This is a genomic window from Streptomyces sp. NPDC002742, from assembly GCF_042888885.1.
Lineage (GTDB): Bacteria > Actinomycetota > Actinomycetes > Streptomycetales > Streptomycetaceae > Streptomyces.
Map to the genome: position 1 here is coordinate 269,927 of NZ_JBIAQF010000012.1, position 20,348 is coordinate 290,274.

The 20,348-nt window shown below is 72.0% G+C and carries 15 protein-coding genes; 3 read left to right on the forward strand and 12 right to left on the reverse strand.

Translation table 11 applies throughout. The features are described 5' to 3' along the window. Nucleotides 1–42: 42 nt before the first annotated feature. From ACFYW8_RS23450 to hrcA, 7 genes are all read right to left on the reverse strand, one after another. Nucleotides 43–3,255, reverse strand: coding sequence for a S41 family peptidase (locus ACFYW8_RS23450; protein ID WP_389079258.1), 3,213 nt, complete (start codon nt 3,253–3,255; stop codon nt 43–45). Between the two features lie 73 nt (nt 3,256–3,328). Next, nucleotides 3,329–3,898, reverse strand: a complete 570-nt coding sequence (locus tag ACFYW8_RS23455; protein ID WP_389079262.1) for a hypothetical protein — start codon at nt 3,896–3,898, stop codon at nt 3,329–3,331. Nucleotides 3,899–4,042: 144 nt separating this feature from the next. After that, nucleotides 4,043–4,435, reverse strand: a complete 393-nt coding sequence (locus ACFYW8_RS23460) for a VOC family protein (protein WP_389079267.1) — start codon at nt 4,433–4,435, stop codon at nt 4,043–4,045. Between the two features lie 53 nt (nt 4,436–4,488). Then, nucleotides 4,489–5,238 carry a 16S rRNA (uracil(1498)-N(3))-methyltransferase gene (locus ACFYW8_RS23465; protein WP_365871271.1) on the reverse strand — a complete coding sequence of 250 codons (750 nt, stop codon included), beginning with the start codon at nt 5,236–5,238 and terminating at the stop codon, nt 4,489–4,491. Next, nucleotides 5,235–6,329, reverse strand: a complete 1,095-nt coding sequence (locus tag ACFYW8_RS23470; RefSeq protein ID WP_389079274.1) for a nitronate monooxygenase — start codon at nt 6,327–6,329, stop codon at nt 5,235–5,237. The genes ACFYW8_RS23465 and ACFYW8_RS23470 overlap by 4 nt, the downstream gene beginning before the upstream one ends. Before the next feature lie 110 nt (nt 6,330–6,439). After that, complete coding sequence (gene dnaJ / locus ACFYW8_RS23475) at nt 6,440–7,576, reverse strand: molecular chaperone DnaJ (protein WP_365871275.1); 1,137 nt, start codon at nt 7,574–7,576, stop codon at nt 6,440–6,442. Further along, nucleotides 7,577–8,593, reverse strand: a complete 1,017-nt coding sequence (gene hrcA, locus ACFYW8_RS23480) for a heat-inducible transcriptional repressor HrcA (protein ID WP_365871277.1) — start codon at nt 8,591–8,593, stop codon at nt 7,577–7,579. It abuts the gene before it with no gap. Nucleotides 8,594–8,771: 178 nt separating this feature from the next. Between hrcA and ACFYW8_RS23485 the strand changes: the two genes are divergently transcribed. Both ACFYW8_RS23485 and ACFYW8_RS23490 read left to right on the forward strand, forming a co-directional pair. Further along, the gene (locus ACFYW8_RS23485) at nt 8,772–9,512 is read left to right on the forward strand and encodes an MBL fold metallo-hydrolase (RefSeq protein ID WP_389079283.1); all 741 of its coding nucleotides are present in this window, start codon (nt 8,772–8,774) and stop codon (nt 9,510–9,512) included. Between the two features lie 31 nt (nt 9,513–9,543). Beyond that, complete coding sequence (locus ACFYW8_RS23490; RefSeq protein WP_389079288.1) at nt 9,544–10,350, forward strand: DUF3097 domain-containing protein; 807 nt, start codon at nt 9,544–9,546, stop codon at nt 10,348–10,350. Between the two features lie 216 nt (nt 10,351–10,566). Here ACFYW8_RS23490 and hemW read toward each other — a convergent pair whose 3' ends face one another. The 4 genes from hemW to lepA all read right to left on the reverse strand — a co-directional run bounded on the left by hemW (nt 10,567) and on the right by lepA (nt 18,467). After that, a complete protein-coding gene (hemW, locus tag ACFYW8_RS23495; RefSeq protein WP_365871283.1) occupies nt 10,567–11,799 on the reverse strand; it encodes a radical SAM family heme chaperone HemW in 1,233 nt (410 codons plus the stop codon). Between the two features lie 97 nt (nt 11,800–11,896). Continuing rightward, nucleotides 11,897–14,050 (reverse strand): SpoIIE family protein phosphatase, encoded by a 2,154-nt coding sequence (locus ACFYW8_RS23500; RefSeq protein WP_389079295.1) that lies wholly within the window; start codon nt 14,048–14,050, stop codon nt 11,897–11,899. A 454-nt stretch (nt 14,051–14,504) separates the two neighbouring features. Beyond that, on the reverse strand, nt 14,505–16,373 hold the full coding sequence (locus ACFYW8_RS23505; RefSeq protein WP_389079299.1) for an AMP-dependent synthetase/ligase: 1,869 nt from the start codon (nt 16,371–16,373) through the stop codon (nt 14,505–14,507). Nucleotides 16,374–16,598: 225 nt separating this feature from the next. Further along, a complete protein-coding gene (gene lepA / locus ACFYW8_RS23510; RefSeq protein ID WP_389079303.1) occupies nt 16,599–18,467 on the reverse strand; it encodes a translation elongation factor 4 in 1,869 nt (622 codons plus the stop codon). A 291-nt stretch (nt 18,468–18,758) separates the two neighbouring features. Here lepA and rpsT point away from each other — a divergent pair, with 291 nt between their 5' ends. Then, nucleotides 18,759–19,025, forward strand: a complete 267-nt coding sequence (gene rpsT, locus ACFYW8_RS23515) for a 30S ribosomal protein S20 (RefSeq protein ID WP_261702665.1) — start codon at nt 18,759–18,761, stop codon at nt 19,023–19,025. Between the two features lie 253 nt (nt 19,026–19,278). On the opposite strand, the gene holA is transcribed toward rpsT, so the two are convergent. Next, nucleotides 19,279–20,265, reverse strand: a complete 987-nt coding sequence (gene holA, locus ACFYW8_RS23520; protein WP_389079308.1) for a DNA polymerase III subunit delta — start codon at nt 20,263–20,265, stop codon at nt 19,279–19,281. Between the last annotated feature and the right edge of the window lie 83 nt (nt 20,266–20,348).

Below are 20,348 nucleotides of genomic sequence, written 5' to 3' on the forward strand. Positions count from 1 at the left end.
CGGCTCGCGTCGCCGACCGTCCGCGAGCCGTCCGGCGCCGGGTCACAGCGGCGGCAGTGCGGGCGCGGTCTTCGCCGGGTTCTCCTCCAGCGCGGCCAGCGCGATCCTGACCGCCTCGTCGAGCTGGGTGTCGCGGCCGGCCGCGTGGTCCTGCGGGGCCTGGACGACCTCGACGTCCGGGTCGACGCCGTGGTTCTCGACTCCCCACTCGTAACCCTCCAGCCAGAAGGCGTACTTGGGCTGGGTGACGGAGGTGCCGTCGACGAGCCGGTAGCGGCTGTCGATGCCGATGACGCCGCCCCAGGTGCGGGTGCCGACCACGGGTCCGATGCCCAGCGCCTTGATCGCCGCGTTGACGATGTCGCCGTCGGAGCCGGAGAACTCGTTGGCGACGGCGACGACGGGGCCGCGCGGCGCGTCCTCCGGGTAGCTGTAGGGGCGCAGGCCCCGGGGCAGGTCCCAGCCGACGATCCGCCGCGCGAGCTTCTCCACCACGAGCTGGGAGGTGTGGCCGCCGCGGTTCTCACGGACGTCCACGACGAGACCCTCGCGGGCCACCTCGATGCGCAGATCGCGGTGGAGCTGCGCCCATCCGGAGCCGACCATGTCCGGCACGTGCAGATAGCCGAGGCGTCCGCCGGACCGCTCGTGCACATAGGCGCGCCGGTCGGCCACCCACGCGTGGTAGCGCAGCGGCTCCTCGTCGGCGAGCGGTACGACGACCGCGTGGCGCGGATCGCCGCCGCCGGAGGGCGAGACGGTCAGCTCGACCGGCTTGCCCGCCGTGCCGACGAGCAGCGGTGCGGGCCCGGCCACCGGGTCCACCGGACGGCCGCCGACCGCGACGATCGCGTCCCCGGCGCGGACCGCGACGCCGGGCGCGGCGAGCGGGGCCCGCGCGTCCGGGTCGGAGGTCTCCGAGGGGAGGATCCGGTCGATGCGCCAACGGCCGTCCTCGTGGCGGGAGATGTCCGCCCCGAGGAGACCCTGGGCCCGGTCGCCGCCGCCCCAGCCGCCGCGCGGGGTGACGTAGGCGTGGGAGGTGCCGAGTTCTCCCTGCACCTCCCACAGCAGGTCGACGAGGTCGTCGTGGGTGGCGACCCGTTCCAGCACCGGCCGGTACCGGTCGAGGACCGCGTCCCAGTCGACGCCGCCCAGGTCCGGCCGCCAGAAGTTGTCCCGCATGAGGCGGCCGGTCTCGTCGTACATCTGCCGCCATTCGGCGGCCGGGTCGACCACCTGGCGCACCCGCGACAGGTCGACGGTGATGTTCGTGTCGCTCTCGTCGTCGTTCGAGGCGCGCCGGTCGCTGGGGACGACCTTGAGCTTGCCGTCGGTCCACAGCAGGACCCGCTTGCCGTCGCCGGTGACGGTGAAGTGGTCGGCGTCGGCGGCGAGGTGCTCGATGCGCTGCTGGGCGAGGTCGTACCGCTCCAGTTCGGTCTTCGGGTCCGGGTCGTCCGGGGTGGCGCGGGAGGAGCCGAGCACGCCCCGTACCGGGTGGCGCAGCCACAGCAGCCCGTCCTTGGCGGCGCGCAGTGTCGAGTAGCGAGCGGCCTCGACGGGGAACGGCACGATCCGGTCGGCGAGTCCGTCCAGGTCGATACGGGTGCTGGGGGTGCCCTCGCTGTCGGGGGTCTCGTCCTTGTCGGGGGCCTCGAAGGGCCTGCCGTGGCGCTGCGGTCCGAAGGGGGACGGGGTCGTCGCGGCCAGGGTGATCAGATACGGCCGGGAGCCGCCGACGAAGGCCAGGTCGAAGACGTGCTCGTCGTAGACGGGGTCGAAGGCGCGGGCCGACAGGAAGGCGAGGTGTTTGCCGTCGAGGGTGAACGCCGGTGCGTAGTCCCGGAAGCGCAGCGGGGTCGCCTCGGTCACCGACAGGTCGGTGGTGTTGGCGAGCTTGAGCTGGCGCAGCGGGCGCGGTCCGGGGTGCGACCAGGCGAGCCAGGCCGAGTCGGGCGAGAAGACGAGGCCGGTGACGTCGCCGTCCTCGCTCCGGTCGACCTCGCGGACCTCGCCGCTCTCGCGCTCGACGATCAGCACGCGCCCGTCGTGCGAGGCGACGGCGGCGCGGCTGCCGTCGGGCGCCATGGCGAGGCCGAGGACCCGGCCGAGGGCGCCGGCGGCGAGCCGTCGCGGGGTGGCGCCGGGGGCGACTCCGGTGGCGGGGGCGAATTCGAGGGCGTCGTCGCCCTCCGCGTCGGTCACCCACACCACGTGCTCCTCGCCCTCGGCGCGGAAGGTGCGGGGCAGCCTGGCGCGGACGCCCTGCTCGGCGGCGAGCGCACGGGCCGGGCCGGAGCGGTGGGTGACCCAGTGGACGGCGCCGCGCACGGAGACGGCGCTGCCGCGTCCGGTGTGGTCGGGAGCCGCGGCGGAGAACGAGCGCGAGGCGCTCACGGGATGCGGCTGCTGGTCGACGCGCTGGCCGCCGAGCCGGATGTCCAGCCGGCGCGGCTCGGCGCCGTCGAGGTCGTCCAGGAGCCACAGTTCGCCGGCGGAGGAGTACACGACGCGGGTGCCGTCGGTGGCCGCGTGGCGGGCGTAGAAGGAGTCGGTGGGTGTGTGGCGCCGCAGGTCGGAGCCGTCGGCGAGGGAGGAGTACAGGGCCCCGACGTCCTCGTGGTCCGACAGGAAGGCGATCCGTTCGCCCACCCAGAAGGGGTATTCGAGGTTTCCGTCGATGTCCTCGTGCAGCCGGACGAACTCGCCGTCGCCGTCCCGGTCGATCCACAGTTTGCCCGCCGTGCCGCCCCGGTACCGCTTCCACCAGGCGGCCTCGCGCCCCATCGGGGCGGACAGCAGGACGGTGCCGGGTTCGCCGTGGGCGACATCGCCGACGGGTCCGTACGGCAGGGTCGTCGCGGGGCCGCCGTCGAGCGGGACGGACCGTGCCCAGCTGCGGCGCAGACTGGCCTGGCCCTGGGTACTGAGCGCGAGCACCTGTCCGTCTGGGGTCCAGCCGCGTACCTGGGTCTTCTGACTGCCCCAGTACGTCAGCCGTTTGGCAGGCCCGCCGGACAGGGCGGCGGCGTGGACCTCGGGGGCTCCGTCCCGCGTCGACGTCCAGGCGACGGTCGTGCCGTCCGGGGAGACGCGCGGATGGTTGACCGGCACGTTGTCGGCGCTGACCCGCCAGGCGCGGCCGCCGCCGTCGAGGGAGGCGGCCCAGATGTCGTCCTCGGCCGTGAAGACGACCAACTCGCCGTGCAGATGCGGAAACCGGAGATACGCGGAGGGTGCGGACTCAGTCACCCGGTCACCCTACGCAGCCCACGCGCGCCCCGACAGGGGTTTGGATCACTTGATCGGTGTACGGCCTGCCAGGTCACTTGCCCTGCGAGGGCCAGCAGGTGGGGTCGCCCTTGCACCACATGGTCTTCGTCACGGTGACGGTGACGGTGGGATCGGGCTGCCCGTTCGTGGGGTGGTAGGTGACCGGCGGGGTGGGGTTGTTCGCGGCGTTGCAGTCGCCCAGGCCGTTCACGTGGAACCACTGCTTGCCGCCGATCGTGGCGGTCAGGTCGCCGCGTACGCAGGCGCCGTTGACGGCCCGGGTGACCTTGCCCTTGACGACGATGGCCCGGCCGTCGCCGGTCTGGCCCCGGCAGTCGACGGTCGCCACGGTGTTCTCGGTCGGCGAGGGCGAGTTCCCGGGCGTGTGGGCCTTGTTGACGTTGCCGTAGTGGGCGGTGCAGGTGAGCCAGCGCACATCCACGTGCTGCCGTTCGAGTTGCCTGGTCGCCGTCTGGTCGGTCGTGTAGGCCACGGTGGCGGTGCTGAGTCCGTCCACGGGCTGGCACGCGGTCACGGCGAACACTCCGGCCGCGCCCAGCCCGACGGCCGCCACTGCCCGCCCGTGTCCCGTCCGGCGCCTGATATGCCTCAAAGCCCCCATGGACCGCAGCGTGCCACCGCACGGCGACGCGCGGTAGACCGCATGCGGCCATCGGGGGCACAACCACCCGAAGGAGTTGCCCGTCCACGGCCGGGCGACGACGGAGTCGCTCGTCGCCCGGGGACACCGGCCGCGGGCCGCTCGTCAGCCGAGCAGCAGCAGCCACTCCTGGAGTTCCACCAGGTTGCCCTCGGGGTCCTTGAGGTGGGCGACGCGCATGCGTTCCGTCATGGGCGCCGGGCCGTGCAGGAGGGTCGCGCCGCGTGAGACGACCTGCACGCAGTAGGTGTCGAGGTCGTCCACCCGCAGCACCACCAGCGACCGGTGTCCGGTCACCACCTCACCGAGTTCTCCCAGGATCTCGGCCATCATCGCGCGGTCCTGGAGGGCGATGCCCGCCGATCCGGCGACGGGACTGAACTTCTCGTACGGGCCCTCGGCCGCGCCCGACTGAGGTCTGAGGCCGAGGACTTCGGAGTAGAAGCGGTAGCAGGCGGCGAAGTCGGAGACGAGCAGCCGTACCTGGGCGAGTTCCATGAAATCCCCGGTGGGAGTGCGGGCGGGTGCGGTCGGGACGGTGGATGGCGGGATCAGGACCAGCGGCCGGTGCGGGCCAGCAGCAGTGCCGTGGCCACGGTCCCGGCCGTCGAGGTACGCAGCACCGTGCGCCCCAGGTGGAACGTCTTCGCGCCGGCCTCGGTGAAGAGCGCGACTTCCTCGGGGGAGATCCCGCCCTCGGGGCCGACCACCAGGACGATCTCCCCGGAGCCGGGCAGCGCGGCGGTCGCGAACGGCTCGGTGCCGAGTTCGGTGTCCTCGTGGAGTACGGCGGCGAGATCGGCTTCGGCGAGAAGTGCGGCAACCTGCTTGCTCGTCATCGCGTCCGCGACCTCCGGGAAGCGCACCCGGCGGGACTGCTTGCCGGCCTCCCGGGCGGTGGCGCGCCACTTGGCGAGCGCCTTCAGGCCCCGGTCGCCCCTCCACTGCGTGATGCAGCGGGAGGCGGCCCAGGGGACGATCGCGTCGACGCCGGTCTCGGTCATGGTCTCGACGGCCAGCTCGCCCCGGTCGCCCTTGGGCAGGGCCTGGACGACCGTGATGCGCGGCTCCTCGGCCGGTTCCTCGGCCACCGGACCCATCCGCACGATCAGACGGTCCTTGCCCTCGGTGTCGAGGACCACGCAGTCCGCCCACCGCCCGGTCCCGTCGGTGAGCACGACGTCCTCGCCGGCCCGCAGCCGCTTCACGGAGACGGCGTGCCGCCCCTCGGGACCGTCGAGGACGTGGCGTCCGCCGCCGTCCGTCTTGAAGTGTTCGACCAGGAACACCGGTGCCGTCATCGGGCCGCACCCTCTTCCGGGATCTCGTCGGCGGACGACAACGCTGTCTTGGCGGCCGCGATTTCGGCGTTCAGTACCTCCACCAGCTGCCCTGCGGGCAGGTCGCGCGCCATGCGGTGGCCCTGCCCGGCCCACAGCGCCATGCCCTGCGCGTCAGCCGCCTTGGCCGCCGCCTTGCGCAGCGGCAGGGTCAGGTGGTGGATCTCGGGGTAGGCGGCCGGTGCGTACGGGCCGTGCTCGCGCATGAAGCGGTTGGCCAGCCCGCGCGCCGGGCGCCCGGAGAAGGCGCGCGTCAGCTCCGTACGGACGAACAGGGGGTCGGTCAGCGCCTGCTTGTGCACGGCGTTCGCGCCGGACTCGGGGGTGGCGAGGAAGGCGGTGCCCAGCTGGGCCGCGTCCGCGCCCTCGGCGAGGACGGCGGCGATCTGGCTGCCGCGCATGATGCCGCCGGCCGCGACGACCGGGATCCGCACGGTCTCGCGGACCTGGGCGACCAGGGAGAGCAGACCGACGCCCGTGCCGTCCGTCTCCGGGTTGTCACGGTGGGTGCCCTGGTGTCCGCCGGCCTCGATGCCCTGCACTATGACCGCGTCGGCGCCCGCCCGCTGCACCTCGCGGGCTTCCTCGGCGGTGGTGGCGGTGACCAGGGTGAAGGTGCCGGCCCGGCGCAGGGAGTCCAGCACGTCCTGGCTCGGTACGCCGAAGTGGAAGGAGACCACCGCCACCGGGTTGTCGAGGAGGACGGCGAGCTTGGCGTCGTAGCCGTCGTCGCGGCCGCTGTCCGGGTCGCCGAGCTCGGTCTCGTACCAGGCGGCCTCACCCGCGAGCTGGTTGGCGTACACCTCGACGGTGCCGGCGTCCGCGTACTCGGGCTGCGGCATGAGCAGGTTGACGCCGAAGGGACGACCGGTCAGCCCGCGCAGCTGCTTGATCTCCTGGTACATGCCGTCGGCCGTCTTGTACCCGGCGGCGAGGAAACCGAGCCCCCCGGCCTCGGACACGGCTGCCGCGAGCTGCGGGACGGAGACGCCGCCCGCCATGGGAGCCTGCACGATCGGGTGAGGGAAGAGATCGGTCAGCGCGGAGGACATGACGGCATGTTGTCACGTCCCCAGGACAAGTCCGAATCCGGCCGTCCGCCCGGCTGGCCACCGGAACGGCCGGGCGCGGGGTGGCCGTGCCACCCCGCGCCCGGCCTGGATCAGCGGCCGTTGAAGGCGTCCTTCAGCCGGGAGAAGAGCCCCTGCTGACCGGGCTGGAACTGACCGGTGGGCCGCTCCTCGCCACGCAGCTTGGCGAGCTCGCGCAGCACCCGCTCCTGTTCCGGGTCGAGCTTGGTCGGCGTGGTGACCTCGACGTGCACGATGAGGTCGCCGCGGCCGCCACCGCGCAGGTGGGTGACGCCCCGGCCGTGCAGCGGGATCGACTGGCCGGACTGCGTGCCCGGACGGATGTCGACCTCCTCCATGCCGTCGAGCGTCTCCAGCGGCACCTTGGTGCCGAGGGACGCCGCGGTCATCGGGAGGGTGACCGTGCAGTGCAGGTCGTCGCCGCGCCGCTGGAACGTCGAGTGCGGCAGCTCGTGGATCTCGACGTACAGGTCGCCGGCGGGGCCGCCGCCGGGGCCGACCTCGCCCTCGCCCGCGAGCTGGATCCGCGTGCCGTTGTCCACACCGGCCGGGATCTTGACCGTGAGGGTGCGACGGGACCGGACCCGGCCGTCGCCCGCGCACTCGTGGCACGGGGTCGGGACCACGGTGCCGAAGCCCGAGCACTGCGGACACGGCCGTGAGGTCATGACCTGGCCGAGGAACGACCGCGTCACCTGGGACACCTCGCCGCGACCGCGGCACATGTCACAGGTCTGCGCGGAGGTCCCGGGCGCGGCGCCCTCGCCGTTGCAGGTGCCGCAGACGACCGCCGTGTCGACCTGGATGTCCTTCGTGGTGCCGAAGGCCGCCTCGTCGAGCTCGATCTCCAGCCGGATCATGGCGTCCTGGCCCCGGCGGGTGCGCGAGCGCGGTCCGCGCTGCGACGCCGTGCCGAAGAACGCGTCCATGATGTCCGAGAAGTTCCCGAAGCCGCCCGCGCCGAAACCGCCGGCGCCGCCGCCGCCCTGCTGGGACAGCGGGTCGCCACCGAGGTCGTAGACCTGCTTCTTCTGCGGGTCCGACAACACCTCGTACGCGGCGTTGATCTCTTTGAACCGCTCCTGCGTCTTCGGATCGGGATTGACGTCCGGGTGCAGCTCGCGAGCGAGCCTCCGGAACGCCTTCTTGATCTCGTCCTGGGACGCGTCGCGGCGCACGCCGAGTACGGCGTAGTAGTCCGTGGCCACTTAAGACTCCGCCAGGATCTGTCCGACGTACCGTGCCACCGCTCGTACCGCTCCCATCGTTCCCGGATAATCCATGCGGGTCGGGCCGACCACGCCGAGTTTGGCTACTGCCTCGCCGCCCGAACCGTAGCCGACCGAGACCACGGACGTGGAGTTGAGTCCCTCATACGCGTTCTCGTGCCCGATTCGCACGGTCATGCTCGAATCCCCGGCCTCTCCAAGCAACTTGAGGAGCACAACCTGCTCCTCCAGTGCTTCGAGCACCGGCCGGATGGTGAGAGGGAAGTCATGTCCGAATCGCGTGAGATTGGCGGTACCGCCGATCATCAGTCGCTCCTCGGTCTCCTCGACGAGTGTCTCCAGAAGTGTGGAGAGCACCGTCGAGACCGTACCCCGGTCCTCCGCCTCGAAGGCGTCCGGGAGGTCCTGGACGAGCTGTGGGACGTCCGCGAAGGGGCGCCCCGCGACCCGGCTGTTGAGCCGGGCCCGCAGATCGGCCAGCGTCGTCTCGCCGAACGGTGCCGGACAGTTGATCATGCGCTGCTCGACCCGGCCGGTGTCCGTGATCAGCACGAGCATCACCCGCGCGGGGGCGAGTGACAGCAGCTCGACATGGCGCACGGTCGAGCGGGTCAGCGAGGGGTACTGCACGACGGCGACCTGCCGCGTGAGCTGCGCGAGCAGCCGCACGGTCCGCCCGACGACGTCGTCGAGGTCGACGGCGCCGTCCAGGAAGTTCTGGATGGCCCGCCGCTCGGGCGCGGTCATCGGCTTGACGCCCGCGAGCTTGTCGACGAAGAGCCGGTATCCCTTGTCCGTGGGGATGCGCCCGGCGCTGGTGTGCGGCTGGGCGATGTAGCCCTCGTCCTCCAGGGCCGCCATGTCGTTGCGGACGGTCGCCGGGGATACCCCCAGCCGGTGCCGCTCGGTGAGCGCCTTGGAACCGACCGGTTCCTCGGTGCCCACGTAGTCCTGGACGATGGCGCGGAGCACCTCGAGCCTGCGTTCACTGAGCATCGCGCACACCTCCAGAATTCGACTCGGTGGTCTTCGTGGCCTTCGTGGCTTTCGTCTGGCACTCGGCGCACGGGAGTGCCAGCGTTCCCCGGCCCAGTGTACGGCGGTGGGGCAGGACCCCGGCAAGGGCGGGCCTGCGATGTCGTGCACGACACCCGGTCACCGCTAGCGTCGCCGCATGAGGCTGACTTGGGAAGAGCTGGGGTGGGAAAGGGTGGCGCCCAGGGTCGGGCGGCGGCGACTTCCGGACTGGGACTGCACGGTCGGGCTCGTCGTCGGCGAGGGCGCGGCGCTGATGGTCGACGCGGGTTCGAGCCTCGCGGAGGGCGCGCGGTTGCGCCGGGAGGCGCAGGCCGTCGCCGGGCACCGGGTGACCCACATCGCGCTCACCCACCCGCATTTCGACCATGTCTTCGGCGCCGCGGCGTTCGCGGGCGCGGAGATCCTCGTCGCGGGCGGCTCGCCCGATGTGTACGAGAGCGGTCGCGGGGAGCTGTGCGCGGACGCGGTGCGCAACGGTCTCGACCCGCGGGCGGCGGCGGAGGCGGCCGACACCCTCGTGCGTCCCCGGCAGTACGTGTGGGACACCTGGAACCTGGAGCTCCATGGCGGCGTCGAGGTCCGGCTGGTGCGGACGGGTGAGGGACACACCGCCCACGACCTCGTGGTCGTGGTGCCGGGCGACCCGCCGGTGGTCTTCTGCGGCGACCTGGTCGAGGAGTCCGGTGAGCCGCAGGCGGGCCCCGACGCCGTGCCGTCGCGCTGGCCCGCGGCCCTCGACCGGCTGCTCGCTCTCGGCGGCGAGGAGGCGCTGTACGTTCCCGGCCACGGGGCGGTCGTGGACGCCGCGTTCGTACGCGCCCAGCGGGACGCCCTGGCCGGGCGTTTCGGCGCGGCGGGTTCCGGCGTGTCGCGGTGATCACCGCCGGGCTTCTCCTATCGTCATCCGAATGCGCCAGTACTCTCCGGACCTGACCCCGCCGTGGAAGAAGCCCCGGCCCGTGCCCGAGGTCCCGGCGGACCCGGGTCTGGTGGTCGAGGAGCCCGGCACCGGTTTCTGCGGCGCGGTGATCCACTGCGAGGCCGGCACGGTGACCCTGGAGGACCGCTTCGGCAAGCACCGGGTGTTCCCGCTGGAACCGCGCGGCTTCCTCCTGGAGGGCAGGGTCGTGACGCTGGTGCGCCCGACGGCTTCGGCGCCGGTACGCCCGAGCCGTACGGCGTCCGGTTCGGTGGCGGTGCCCGGCGCCCGCGCCCGGGTCGCGCGGGCCGGACGCATCTACGTGGAGGGCCGCCACGACGCCGAACTGGTCGAGCGGGTCTGGGGCGACGACCTGCGCGTCGAGGGCGTCGTCGTGGAGTACCTGGAGGGCGTCGACGACCTCCCGGCGATCGTCGCCGCGTTCGGCCCGGGCCCGGACGCCCGGCTCGGCGTCCTCGTCGACCATCTGGTCCCCGGTTCGAAGGAGTCCCGGATCGCCGAGGCGGTCACGAGCGAGCACGCCCTGGTGCTCGGGCACCCGTACATCGACGTCTGGGAGGCCGTGAAGCCGTCCTCCGTGGGCATCCCGCGCTGGCCCCGGGTCCCGCGCGGCCAGGACTGGAAGACGGGCGTGTGCCGGGCCCTGGGCTGGCCGGAGAACACCGGCGCGGCCTGGCAGCACATCCTGTCCCGGGTCCGCTCGTACAAGGACCTGGAGCCGGAACTCCTGGGCCGGGTGGAGGAACTGATCGACTTCGTCACGGCTCCGGAGTGACGGGGCTCCGGGACCGGCCGGGCCCGACTTACCGACTCGATGACCGACGGCCCGGCCCGAGCCGCCCCAGCCGGGCATCGCCGCACCCGGACGGCATGAGGACGGCACGCGAACAGCACGCGCACACCATCGGACCGGCGTTCCCGCGCCCGCGTTCCCGCGCCCGCGTCGGCTGCCCCCCGCCGCGACGGGGCGGGAGCGGGCGGGCGACGGTGTTCAGTCCACCAGATCCCGGACGACGGCATCCGCCAGCAGCCGCCCTCGCAGGGTGAGAACGGCGCGTCCGGCGTCGTACGGACCGGCTTCGAGGAGCCCTTCGGACAGGGCACGGCGGGAGGCCGCGAGCCCGTCGGGGCGGAGCAGGGAGATCGGGCAGCCCTCGCGCAGCCGCAGTTCGAGCAGGATCCGCTCGACCCTGCGGTCCTCGTCCGACAGCAGCTCGCGCCCCGCGCCCGGCGAGCGGCCCGAGGCCAGCGCGGCCGCGTACGCCCCCGGATGTTTCACGTTCCACCAGCGAACACCGCCCACGTGGCTGTGCGCGCCGGGGCCCGCGCCCCACCAGTCGGCGCCCCGCCAGTAGAGCTCGTTGTGCAGACAGCGGCCGGCTTCGGAGGTGGCCCAGTTCGACACCTCGTACCAGTCGAAGCCCGCCGCCGACATCACCTCGTCCGCGATGAGATAGCGGTCCGCGTGCACGTCGTCGTCCGTCATGGGGACCTCGCCGCGCCGGATGCGGCGCGCGAGCTGCGTGCCCTCCTCGACGATGAGCGCGTACGCGGAGATGTGATCGGGGCCCGCGCCGAGGGCCGCTTCGAGCGACGCCCGCCAGTCGTCGTCCGACTCCCCCGGTGTGCCGTAGATCAGATCCAGGTTCACATGTGCGAAGCCGGCCGCGCGGGCCTCGGCCACACAGGCCTCGGGGCGGCCGGGGGTGTGCGTACGGTCGAGCACCTTCAGGACGTGCTGCCGGGCGCTCTGCATGCCGAAGGAGATCCGGTTGAAGCCGCCCGCGCGCAGCGTCGCGAGGTACTCCGGGTCGACCGACTCGGGGTTCGCCTCCGTCGTGATCTCGGCGTCCTCCGCGAGCCCGAACTCGTCCCGGATCGCCCCCAGCATCCGTACGAGATCGTCGGCGGCCAGCAGTGTGGGCGTACCGCCTCCGACGAAGACCGTACGGACCGGGCGCGGATCGTCACCGAGGACCTTGCGGGCGAGGCGGACCTCGTCGGTCAGGGTGTCCGCGTAGTTGTCGCGGGAGGCGAGCACACCGCCGCTGCCCCGCAGCTCGGTCGCGGTGTAGGTGTTGAAGTCGCAGTAGCCGCAGCGGGTCGCGCAGTACGGCACATGGAGGTAGAACCCGAGGGGCCGCTCGGCCGCCCCGTCCAGGGCGTGCGCGGGCAGCGCCCCGTCGTCGGGGACGGGCTCACCGTCGGGAAGTGCGGAAGGCATGCGTTCCATTGTCCAGTACCGGCGGGGCGCACGGTTCCGTCCCGTGCCCGGGAGGCGGTGCCGGGGCCTCAGGGACGGGGAGCCAGGCACCTGAGGGCTACTCCGTCTGTAACACGAGCAGGGCCATGTCATCCTCCGGCGGGCGGGTGCCGAACGCGTGGACCAGCCCGCGAATCCGTTCCGCGATCATCTCGGCGTCCAGGCCCGCGCAGCCCGCGAGGGCCTGCGCGAGACCGTCGTCGTCGTCGAACTGGCGGGACCCGTCGCGCCGCTCCGTGACACCGTCGGTGACGCACAGCAGGGTGTCGCCGGGGTACAGCTCGAAGGAATCGGAGGTGTACTCGGGGTCCTCGAAGACGCCGAGCAGGGTCTGCGGGCGGGCCATCTCCCGAACGTCGCCCGCGGGGTCCAGCAGCAGCGGCAGCGGATGTCCCGCCGAGGCCAGCGTGCAGCGCACTCCGCCGTCGAAGGGCACCAGCTCGCCGTAGAGCATCGAGAGGAAGCGCGTCTGCGGGCCGGGATCGGTGCCGAGCCCGGGTCCGCCCGCGGCCACGAGTGCGCGGGCCGCCGCGTCCGCGGTCTCCGTCGCGTCGTCGAGGAGGAGCTGGTTGAGGCGGTCGAGGACGTCCGCGACGTCGTAGCCCTCGCGGGCGAGCAGCCGCAGCCACGGCCGGGCCAGACCGATCACCACGGCCGCCTCGGGGCCCTTGCCCTGGACGTCGCCCACGGCGAAGCACCAGCGGCCGTCGCCGGCCGGGAACACGTCGTAGAAGTCGCCGCTCGGCCCGCCCTTGTCGAGCGGCTCGTAGACGAGGGCGCTGCGCACCCCGGGGATCTCGGCGACAGCGCCCGGCAGCAGTCCGCGCTGCAGGACCCGGCTGATGGTGGCCTGTCGCGCGTACTGGCGGGCCGCGCCGATGGCGAGGGCGATCCGGCGGCTCAGATCCTCGACGAGCCCGGTGACCTCGTCGGGGAAGGCGGGCAGTCCGGCCCGCCCGATGACGAGCGTGCCGAGCGGCCGGCCGCCCGCGATCAGCCGGTACGCCAGCGCCGCCCCGCTCGCCCCGCGGGCGCCCAGCGCCTCGCCGGGCCAGGGCACCGGGACGGCCTGGGAGCGCACCGCGTCGGGCAGCCGCGGCGGGTCCTTCTCCAGGGAGCGGCGCAGTCCCTCGACGAGGTTCTCGCTGCCGTGCCAGACGCGGGCGAGGCGTGGTCCGAGCGCGAGGCCGAGACCTCCCGCGCGGTCGGTGGCCTCGTCCTCGAGCCACACGGCGCACCAGTCGGCGAGGCGCGGGACGAGCAGCTGTCCGGCCAGCGCCGCGACCAGGTCCTCGTCGAGCTGACCGGCGAGCAGGTCGGAGGCCTCGGCGAGGAACGAGAGGGCTCCCCGGTCGAGCCATTCGTGACCCCGCGCGCCGCTCCTGCGCGCCACGGAGGCGGATATCGCGGGATACGGCTCGCCGCCGGCCCTCGGTCGCCCGTGACCCGGGACCAGCCCCTCGCCGTACGCGCCGGCCCAGTCCCCCTCCGCCCCGCCCTTCGCGCCCGTGAGCCCGTCGCCGTCCCCCGGACCGCCCGGCTCCCGGAGCCCGTCGGCATCCGCGTACCCGCCCGACCGGGGGACGCCGTCGGCATCCGTGAACCCACCGGTCGCGGGGAAACGTTCGGCGTCCTCCGATCCGCCCGGCCGGCGCAGGTCGTCCGCGTCCGCGAAGACGTCCGCCCCGGGCAGGGCGGCGGCGCCCCCGTCGACCAGCAGCCGGGACCACACCGTCTTCACGCCCGGACGGTAGGTGATCCCCCAGGCCTCGGAGAGTGCGGAGACGAGGCGCAGGCCGCGTCCGTACTCCGGTGTTCCATAGGCGTGTTCGGCGCCGTCCTCCCGTATGGCGCGCGAGGGGTGGTGGTCGGAGACCTCGACGACCAGCGGGCCCGGCGGGCCGTCGGGCCCGCACTCCAGGCGGCACAGCAGCTCGACGTCGGTGCCGGCGTGGACGACGGCGTTCGTGACGAGTTCGCTGACCACCACGACGGCGTCCTCCGTGAGCCGGTCGTCGATGATCTCGACGCCGGGCAGGGCCAGTTCGGCCCAGCTCACGAGGGTGTCACGGAGGAAGCGGCGGGCGGCTCCGGGGGCGAGCGGGGTGCCCGGCAACGACGTACGTGACACGACGTCCCGGCCGGCGCGATGGTGCGCGGGCGCGTCCGGGGCGCACGCCATGGATTCCCGTTGCGTCGGAATGGCCCCCACTGTGCGGCTCCCTGGGCAGCTCGGACGAATACACCTCGGACGATGCGGCCAGGGTGACAGACCGACGGCTCCCATAAGCACCGAGTCACCGAAGTGGGCCGCCACGAGCGGGAACAGTGGTATGCCTGTGCTCAATTCCGGACAGATTCGAGCATCCGGTCCGCTCCCACCGCCCGCCGGGATGACGGCGGCGCGGGACGGGTACTTCGGCCCAGCACCCCGAGGCGGGTCCTGGACCGGCCACCGGACTCGACACGGTGTTCGACCGGATCATGGACCTGGGCTTACGAGCGGAGCCGAGCCGGGCCGCCGGGGCAGCGGCCGGGCACACAGGAGCTGCCCGGGGGGCGGGGGCGCAGGAACGACGACGCGGGCGGTGGCGCGTGGAGTTCCGCCGCTCGGTCGCGGAGAAGTCCTGCGCGCCACCGCCCGCGGGCGGACCGGGGACCGGGGGCTACGCCTCGCGGCTGCCCGCGTACATCTCGTCGATCAGGTGCTTGTACTCCCGCTCGACGACCGGGCGCTTCAGCTTGAGGCTCGGGGTGATCTCGCCGTGCTCGACGTCCAGGTCGCGGGGCAGCAGACGGAACTTCTTGACGGTCTGCCAGCGCTGCAGACCCGCGTTGAGTTCCTTCACATAGCCCTCGACGAGGGCGACGGTGGCGGGCGCCTCGACGACCTCGGCGTACGACTTGCCTCCCAGGCCGTTGTCCTTCGCCCACTCCAGGATGGACGGCTCGTCGAGCGCGATGAGCGCGGTGCAGAAGTTCCGGTCGGCGCCGTGCACGAGAATGTTGGAGACGTACGGACAGACGGCCTTGAACTGGCCCTCGACCTCGGCGGGCGCGATGTACTTGCCGCCCGAGGTCTTGATGAGGTCCTTCTTGCGGTCGGTGATCCGCAGATAGCCGTCCGGGGACAGCTCACCGATGTCGCCGGTGTGGAACCAGCCGTCGGCCTCCAGGACCTCCGCGGTCTTCTCGGGCAGTCCGTGGTAGCCCTCCATGATGCCGGGGCCGCGCAGCAGGATCTCGCCGTCGTCCGCGATGCGCACCTCGGTGCCGGGCACCGGCTTGCCGACCGTGCCGGTCCGGTAGGCCTCGCCCGGGTTCACGAAGGAGGCGGCGGAGGACTCGGTGAGCCCGTAGCCCTCCAGGATGTGGATCCCCGCGCCGGCGAAGAAGTAGCCGATCTCCGGCGCGAGCGCGGCCGACCCGGAGACACAGGCGCGCAGGTTGCCGCCGAAGGCCTCGCGGATCTTGGCGAAGACGAGCGCGTCGGCGACCTTGTGCCTGGCGCCGAGCGCGAAGGGCACGGAGGCCGAGCCGGTACGGCGGAAGTTGTCCTGGCTGGCCTTCGCGTACTCGCGGGAGACCCCGGCGGCCCACTGGAAGATCTTGTACTTGGCGCCGCCGCCGGCCCGTGCCTTCGCCGCGACCCCGTTGTAGACCTTCTCGAAGATGCGCGGCACGGCCGCCATGTACGTCGGCCGCACCACCGGAAGATTCTCGATGATCTTGTCCACTCGGCCGTCGACGGCGGTGACGTGCCCGACCTCGATCTGGCCGGAGGTGAGGACCTTGCCGAAGACGTGCGCGAGCGGCAGCCACAGGTACTGGACGTCGTCCGGGCCGACCAGGCCGGTCGCGGCGATCGCCTTCGCCATGTACGACCAGTTGTCCTGCGGCAGACGGACGCCCTTGGGGCGGCCGGTGGTACCGGAGGTGTAGATGAGGGTCGCGAGCTGGTCCGCGGTGATCGCGCCGACCCGCTCCTTGATCAGCTCGGGGTGCTTCTCCAGGTAGGCGGTGCCACGCGCCTCCAGCTCGGTGAGCGTGAGGACCCAGTCGTCGGTCTCCACGCCCGCCGGGTCGATGACGACGACCCGCGTGAGCTCGGGAAGCTCCGCGCGCTTCTCCCTGGCCTTGGCGAGCTGGGCCGCGTCCTCCGCGATGAGGACCTTGCTCGCGGAGTCGGAGAGGATGAACGCCGACTCCTCGGCGTTGGTCTGCGGGTACACCGTCGTGGTGGCCGCGCCCGCGCAGAGGATGCCGAGGTCGGCCAGGATCCACTCGACCCGGGTCGAGGAGGCGAGCGCCACTCGCTGCTCCGGCTCCACGCCGAGTTCGATCAGACCGGCCGCGATGGCGTAGACCCGCTCGGCGGCCTGCGCCCAGGTCAGCGACTTCCACTCGTCCGGGCCGCCCGAGGCCGGTACCGGGTAGCGGTATGCCTCGGCGTCGGGTGTGGCCGCCACGCGCTCCAGGAAGAGGGCCGCGACGGACGGCGGACGGTTCTCGATCAGGGTCTGTGTGTCGCTCACGACATCCTCCGGGGCCCGCGGCAGTGCGGCTGGCTCAATTGCGGCTGTTGTTTAACTCGCGAGTAACTACCGAGCAGAGATCAGACTAGAGCGCGTCCGGCCGGTGCGTAAGAGGCGGCGGCCGGTCACTTCCCGGTCACTTCTCGCAGGACACACCCCTGAGACAAGCACAGGGCCCGTCGCGCCGAGGCGCGACGGGCCCTGCAGAACCGGGATTCGGCGTGACTACTTCTTGCCCTTGGCGGCGGGACCGCTGTCGTCACTGGACAGCACGGCGATGAAGGCCTCTTGCGGAACCTCCACGGAGCCCACCATCTTCATCCGCTTCTTGCCTTCCTTCTGCTTCTCCAGCAGCTTCCGCTTACGGGAGATGTCACCGCCGTAGCACTTGGCGAGGACGTCCTTGCGGATGGCGCGGATGGTCTCGCGGGCGATGACCCGGGAGCCGATGGCAGCCTGGATGGGCACCTCGAAGGCCTGCCGCGGGATCAGCTCGCGCAGCTTGGCGACCAGCCGGACGCCGTACGCGTACGCCGCGTCCTTGTGCGTGACCGCCGAGAAGGCGTCGACCTTGTCGCCGTGCAGCAGGATGTCGACCTTGACCAGGCTGGAGGCCTGCTCGCCGGTGGGCTCGTAGTCCAGCGAGGCGTAGCCGCGGGTCTTGGACTTCAGCTGGTCGAAGAAGTCGAAGACGATCTCCGCGAGCGGCAGGGTGTAGCGGATCTCGACCCGGTCCTCGGAGAGGTAGTCCATGCCGAGCAGGGTGCCGCGCCGGGTCTGGCACAGCTCCATGATCGCGCCGATGAACTCCGAGGGCGCGAGGATGGTCGCCCGCACGACCGGCTCGTACACCTTGTCGATCTTGCCCTCGGGGAACTCGCTCGGGTTGGTGACGATGTGCTCGCTGCGGTCCTCCATCTCGACGCGGTAGACCACGTTCGGGGCGGTCGCGATCAGATCGAGGCCGAACTCGCGCTCCAGCCGCTCACGGATCACGTCGAGGTGCAGCAGCCCGAGGAAACCGACGCGGAAGCCGAAGCCCAGCGCCGCCGACGTCTCCGGCTCGTACACCAGCGCCGCGTCGTTGAGCTGGAGCTTGTCCAGGGCGTCGCGAAGCTCGGGGTAGTCGGACCCGTCCAGCGGATACAGGCCCGAGAAGACCATGGGCTTGGGGTCCTTGTACCCGCCGAGCGCCTCGGTGGCGCCCTTGTGCAGGGTGGTGATCGTGTCACCGACCTTGGACTGACGGACGTCCTTCACGCCGGTGATGATGTAGCCCACCTCACCGACACCGAGCCCGTCGGCCGCCTTCATCTCGGGGGCCGAGACACCGATCTCCAGCAGCTCGTGCGTGGCGCCGGTGGACATCATCCGGATGCGCTCACGCTTGTTGAGCTGCCCGTCGATGACACGCACGTACGTCACGACACCGCGGTAGGAGTCGTAGACCGAGTCGAAGATCATCGCGCGGGCGGGGGCGTCCTGGATGCCGACCGGGGCCGGGATCTCGGCGACGACCTTGTCGAGCAGTGCCTCGACGCCCAGGCCCGTCTTGGCGGAGACCTTGAGAACGTCCTCGGGGTCGCAGCCGATGAGGTTGGCGAGCTCCTCGGAGAACTTCTCCGGCTGGGCGGCCGGCAGGTCGATCTTGTTCAGTACGGGGATGATCTTGAGGTCGTTCTCCATCGCCAGGTAGAGGTTGGCGAGAGTCTGCGCCTCGATGCCCTGGGCCGCGTCGACCAGCAGCACCGTGCCCTCACAGGCCGCGAGGGACCGGGACACCTCGTACGTGAAGTCGACGTGCCCGGGGGTGTCGATCATGTTGAGGATGTGGGTCCTGCCCGGGTCCTCGGTCGACGCCCAGGGCAGCCGGACCGCCTGGGACTTGATCGTGATGCCGCGCTCGCGCTCGATGTCCATACGGTCGAGGTACTGAGCACGCATCTGCCGCGCGTCGACCACCCCCGTCAGCTGGAGCATGCGGTCGGCGAGCGTGGACTTGCCGTGGTCGATGTGCGCGATGATGCAGAAATTGCGGATCAGAGCCGGGTCGGTACGGCTCGGCTCGGGCACATTGTTAGGGGTCGCGGGCACGCAGGGTCCTGTCTCTTGAGGCGCCTGTCGCCTCGGGTCGGATCGATACGTAGGTTCCATGGTCCCACGCGCGGGGAGCTGCGACCGGTTCGGTCCGCGTGAGCGGGGCGGGCCGCGACCGGTCCCGGGGGCCCCTCGGCCGGGGCGGGCGGCCGGTTTGGGCCGGTCGTACGGCGACTGGTAGCCTGGGTAGCTGTGTCTCGTGCCCTCTCAGCAGGAGACGCACCCAAGAAAATCAAACGGCGAGTGAGACGTGCTGTCTCGCGCGCCTGAACCTGTAAAGGCTCATTCGTGGCGAACATCAAGTCCCAGATCAAGCGGATCAAGACCAACGAGAAGGCCCGGCTGCGCAACAAGGCCGTCAAGTCCTCTCTGAAGACCGCGATCCGCAAGGCCCGCGAGGCGTCTGCCGCGGGTGACGTCGAGAAGGCCACCGAGTACACGCGCGCCGCGTCGCGCGCTCTCGACAAGGCCGTCTCGAAGGGCGTCATCCACAAGAACCAGGCCGCCAACAAGAAGTCGGCGCTTGCTTCGAAGGTCGCCGCCCTCAAGGGCTGAGTCGGCTGAGCTCTCCGGAGCTCGACCCCTGACTTGACCGTCGGCCGGACCCGAGCAGGCCCTCTCTCCCGCTCCCGACCGACACACCCGGATTCACGCACGATCTGCGTTCGCCACGCGGGCGTGAATCCACCAGCTCGAACCGAAGGCCCCGCCCCTCCCTTCCCCGGGAGAACGAGCGGGGCCTTCGTTGTGCGGTCACTGTTCCTGTGCGGGGCCCGCGGAGGTTCGGTCGGGCCGACCCCGCGTGCGGTCAACGCCGGCCGGAGCGAGCTGCCCGCGCGATGGCCACGACCGCCTTCTCCAAGGCGTACTCGGGATCGTCCCCGCCGCCCTTGACCCCGGCATCCGCCTCCGCGACGGCCGTGAGCGCCATGGCGACCCCGTCCGGTGTCCAGCCCCGCATCTGCTGCCGTACGCGATCGATCTTCCACGGCGGCATCCCCAGCTCACGAGCCAGGTCGGCGGGCCTGCCGCCGCGCGCGGAGGACAGCTTCCCGATCGCCCGTACTCCTTGCGCGAGCGCACTGGTGATCAGGACGGGCGCGACGCCGGTCGACAGTGACCATCGCAACGCCTCCAGCGCCTCCGCGGCCCGCCCCTCCACGGCCCGGTCGGCCACGGTGAAGCTGGAGGCCTCGGCCCGCCCGGTGTAGTACCGCCCGACGACGGCCTCGTCGATCGTCCCCTCGACATCCGCGGTCAGCTGCGACACGGCGGACGCCAGCTCCCGCAGATCACTCCCGATGGAGTCCACCAGCGCCTGACAGGCCTCCGGAGTGGCCGCCCGGCCCAGCGCCCGGAACTCGCTCCGCACGAACGCCAGCCGGTCCGCCGGCTTCGTCATCTTGGGACAGGCCACCTCCCGCGCCCCCACCTTGCGCGCGGCGTCCAGCAGCCCCTTGCCCTTGGCCCCGCCCGCGTGCAGAAGCACCAGGGTGATCTCCTCGGCGGGCGCCCCGAGATACGCCTTGACGTCCTTGATCGTGTCGGCCGACAGATCCTGCGCGTTGCGTACGACCACGACCTTGCGCTCCGAGAAGAGCGAGGGGCTCGTCAGCTCGGCGAGTGTGCCCGGCTGCAACTGATCCGGGGTGAGGTCCCGTACATCCGTGTCGGCGTCGGCGGCCCTGGCGGCGGCCACCACCTCCTGCACGGCACGGTCGAGCAGGAGATCCTCCTGGCCCACCGCCAGTGTGACAGGGGCGAGAGGGTCGTCTTGTGCGGTCTTCTTGGCCATCACCGAAAGCATCCCACGCGCCACTGACACCAGGTGCCGCGAACAGCGATCCCCGCGCGGCCCACCAGCCCCCTCACCCCCCT

Coding starts and splice junctions, on each gene's coding strand:
- ACFYW8_RS23455 (WP_389079262.1), bottom strand. CDS start 3,898: ATGGGGGCTTTGAGGCATATCAGGCGCCGGACGGGACACGGGCGGGCA.
- ACFYW8_RS23460 (WP_389079267.1), bottom strand. CDS start 4,435: ATGGAACTCGCCCAGGTACGGCTGCTCGTCTCCGACTTCGCCGCCTGC.
- ACFYW8_RS23465 (WP_365871271.1), bottom strand. CDS start 5,238: ATGACGGCACCGGTGTTCCTGGTCGAACACTTCAAGACGGACGGCGGC.
- ACFYW8_RS23470 (WP_389079274.1), bottom strand. CDS start 6,329: ATGTCCTCCGCGCTGACCGATCTCTTCCCTCACCCGATCGTGCAGGCT.
- hrcA (WP_365871277.1), bottom strand. CDS start 8,593: ATGCTCAGTGAACGCAGGCTCGAGGTGCTCCGCGCCATCGTCCAGGAC.
- ACFYW8_RS23485 (WP_389079283.1), top strand. CDS start 8,772: ATGAGGCTGACTTGGGAAGAGCTGGGGTGGGAAAGGGTGGCGCCCAGG.
- ACFYW8_RS23490 (WP_389079288.1), top strand. CDS start 9,544: ATGCGCCAGTACTCTCCGGACCTGACCCCGCCGTGGAAGAAGCCCCGG.
- hemW (WP_365871283.1), bottom strand. CDS start 11,799: ATGCCTTCCGCACTTCCCGACGGTGAGCCCGTCCCCGACGACGGGGCG.
- holA (WP_389079308.1), bottom strand. CDS start 20,265: ATGGCCAAGAAGACCGCACAAGACGACCCTCTCGCCCCTGTCACACTG.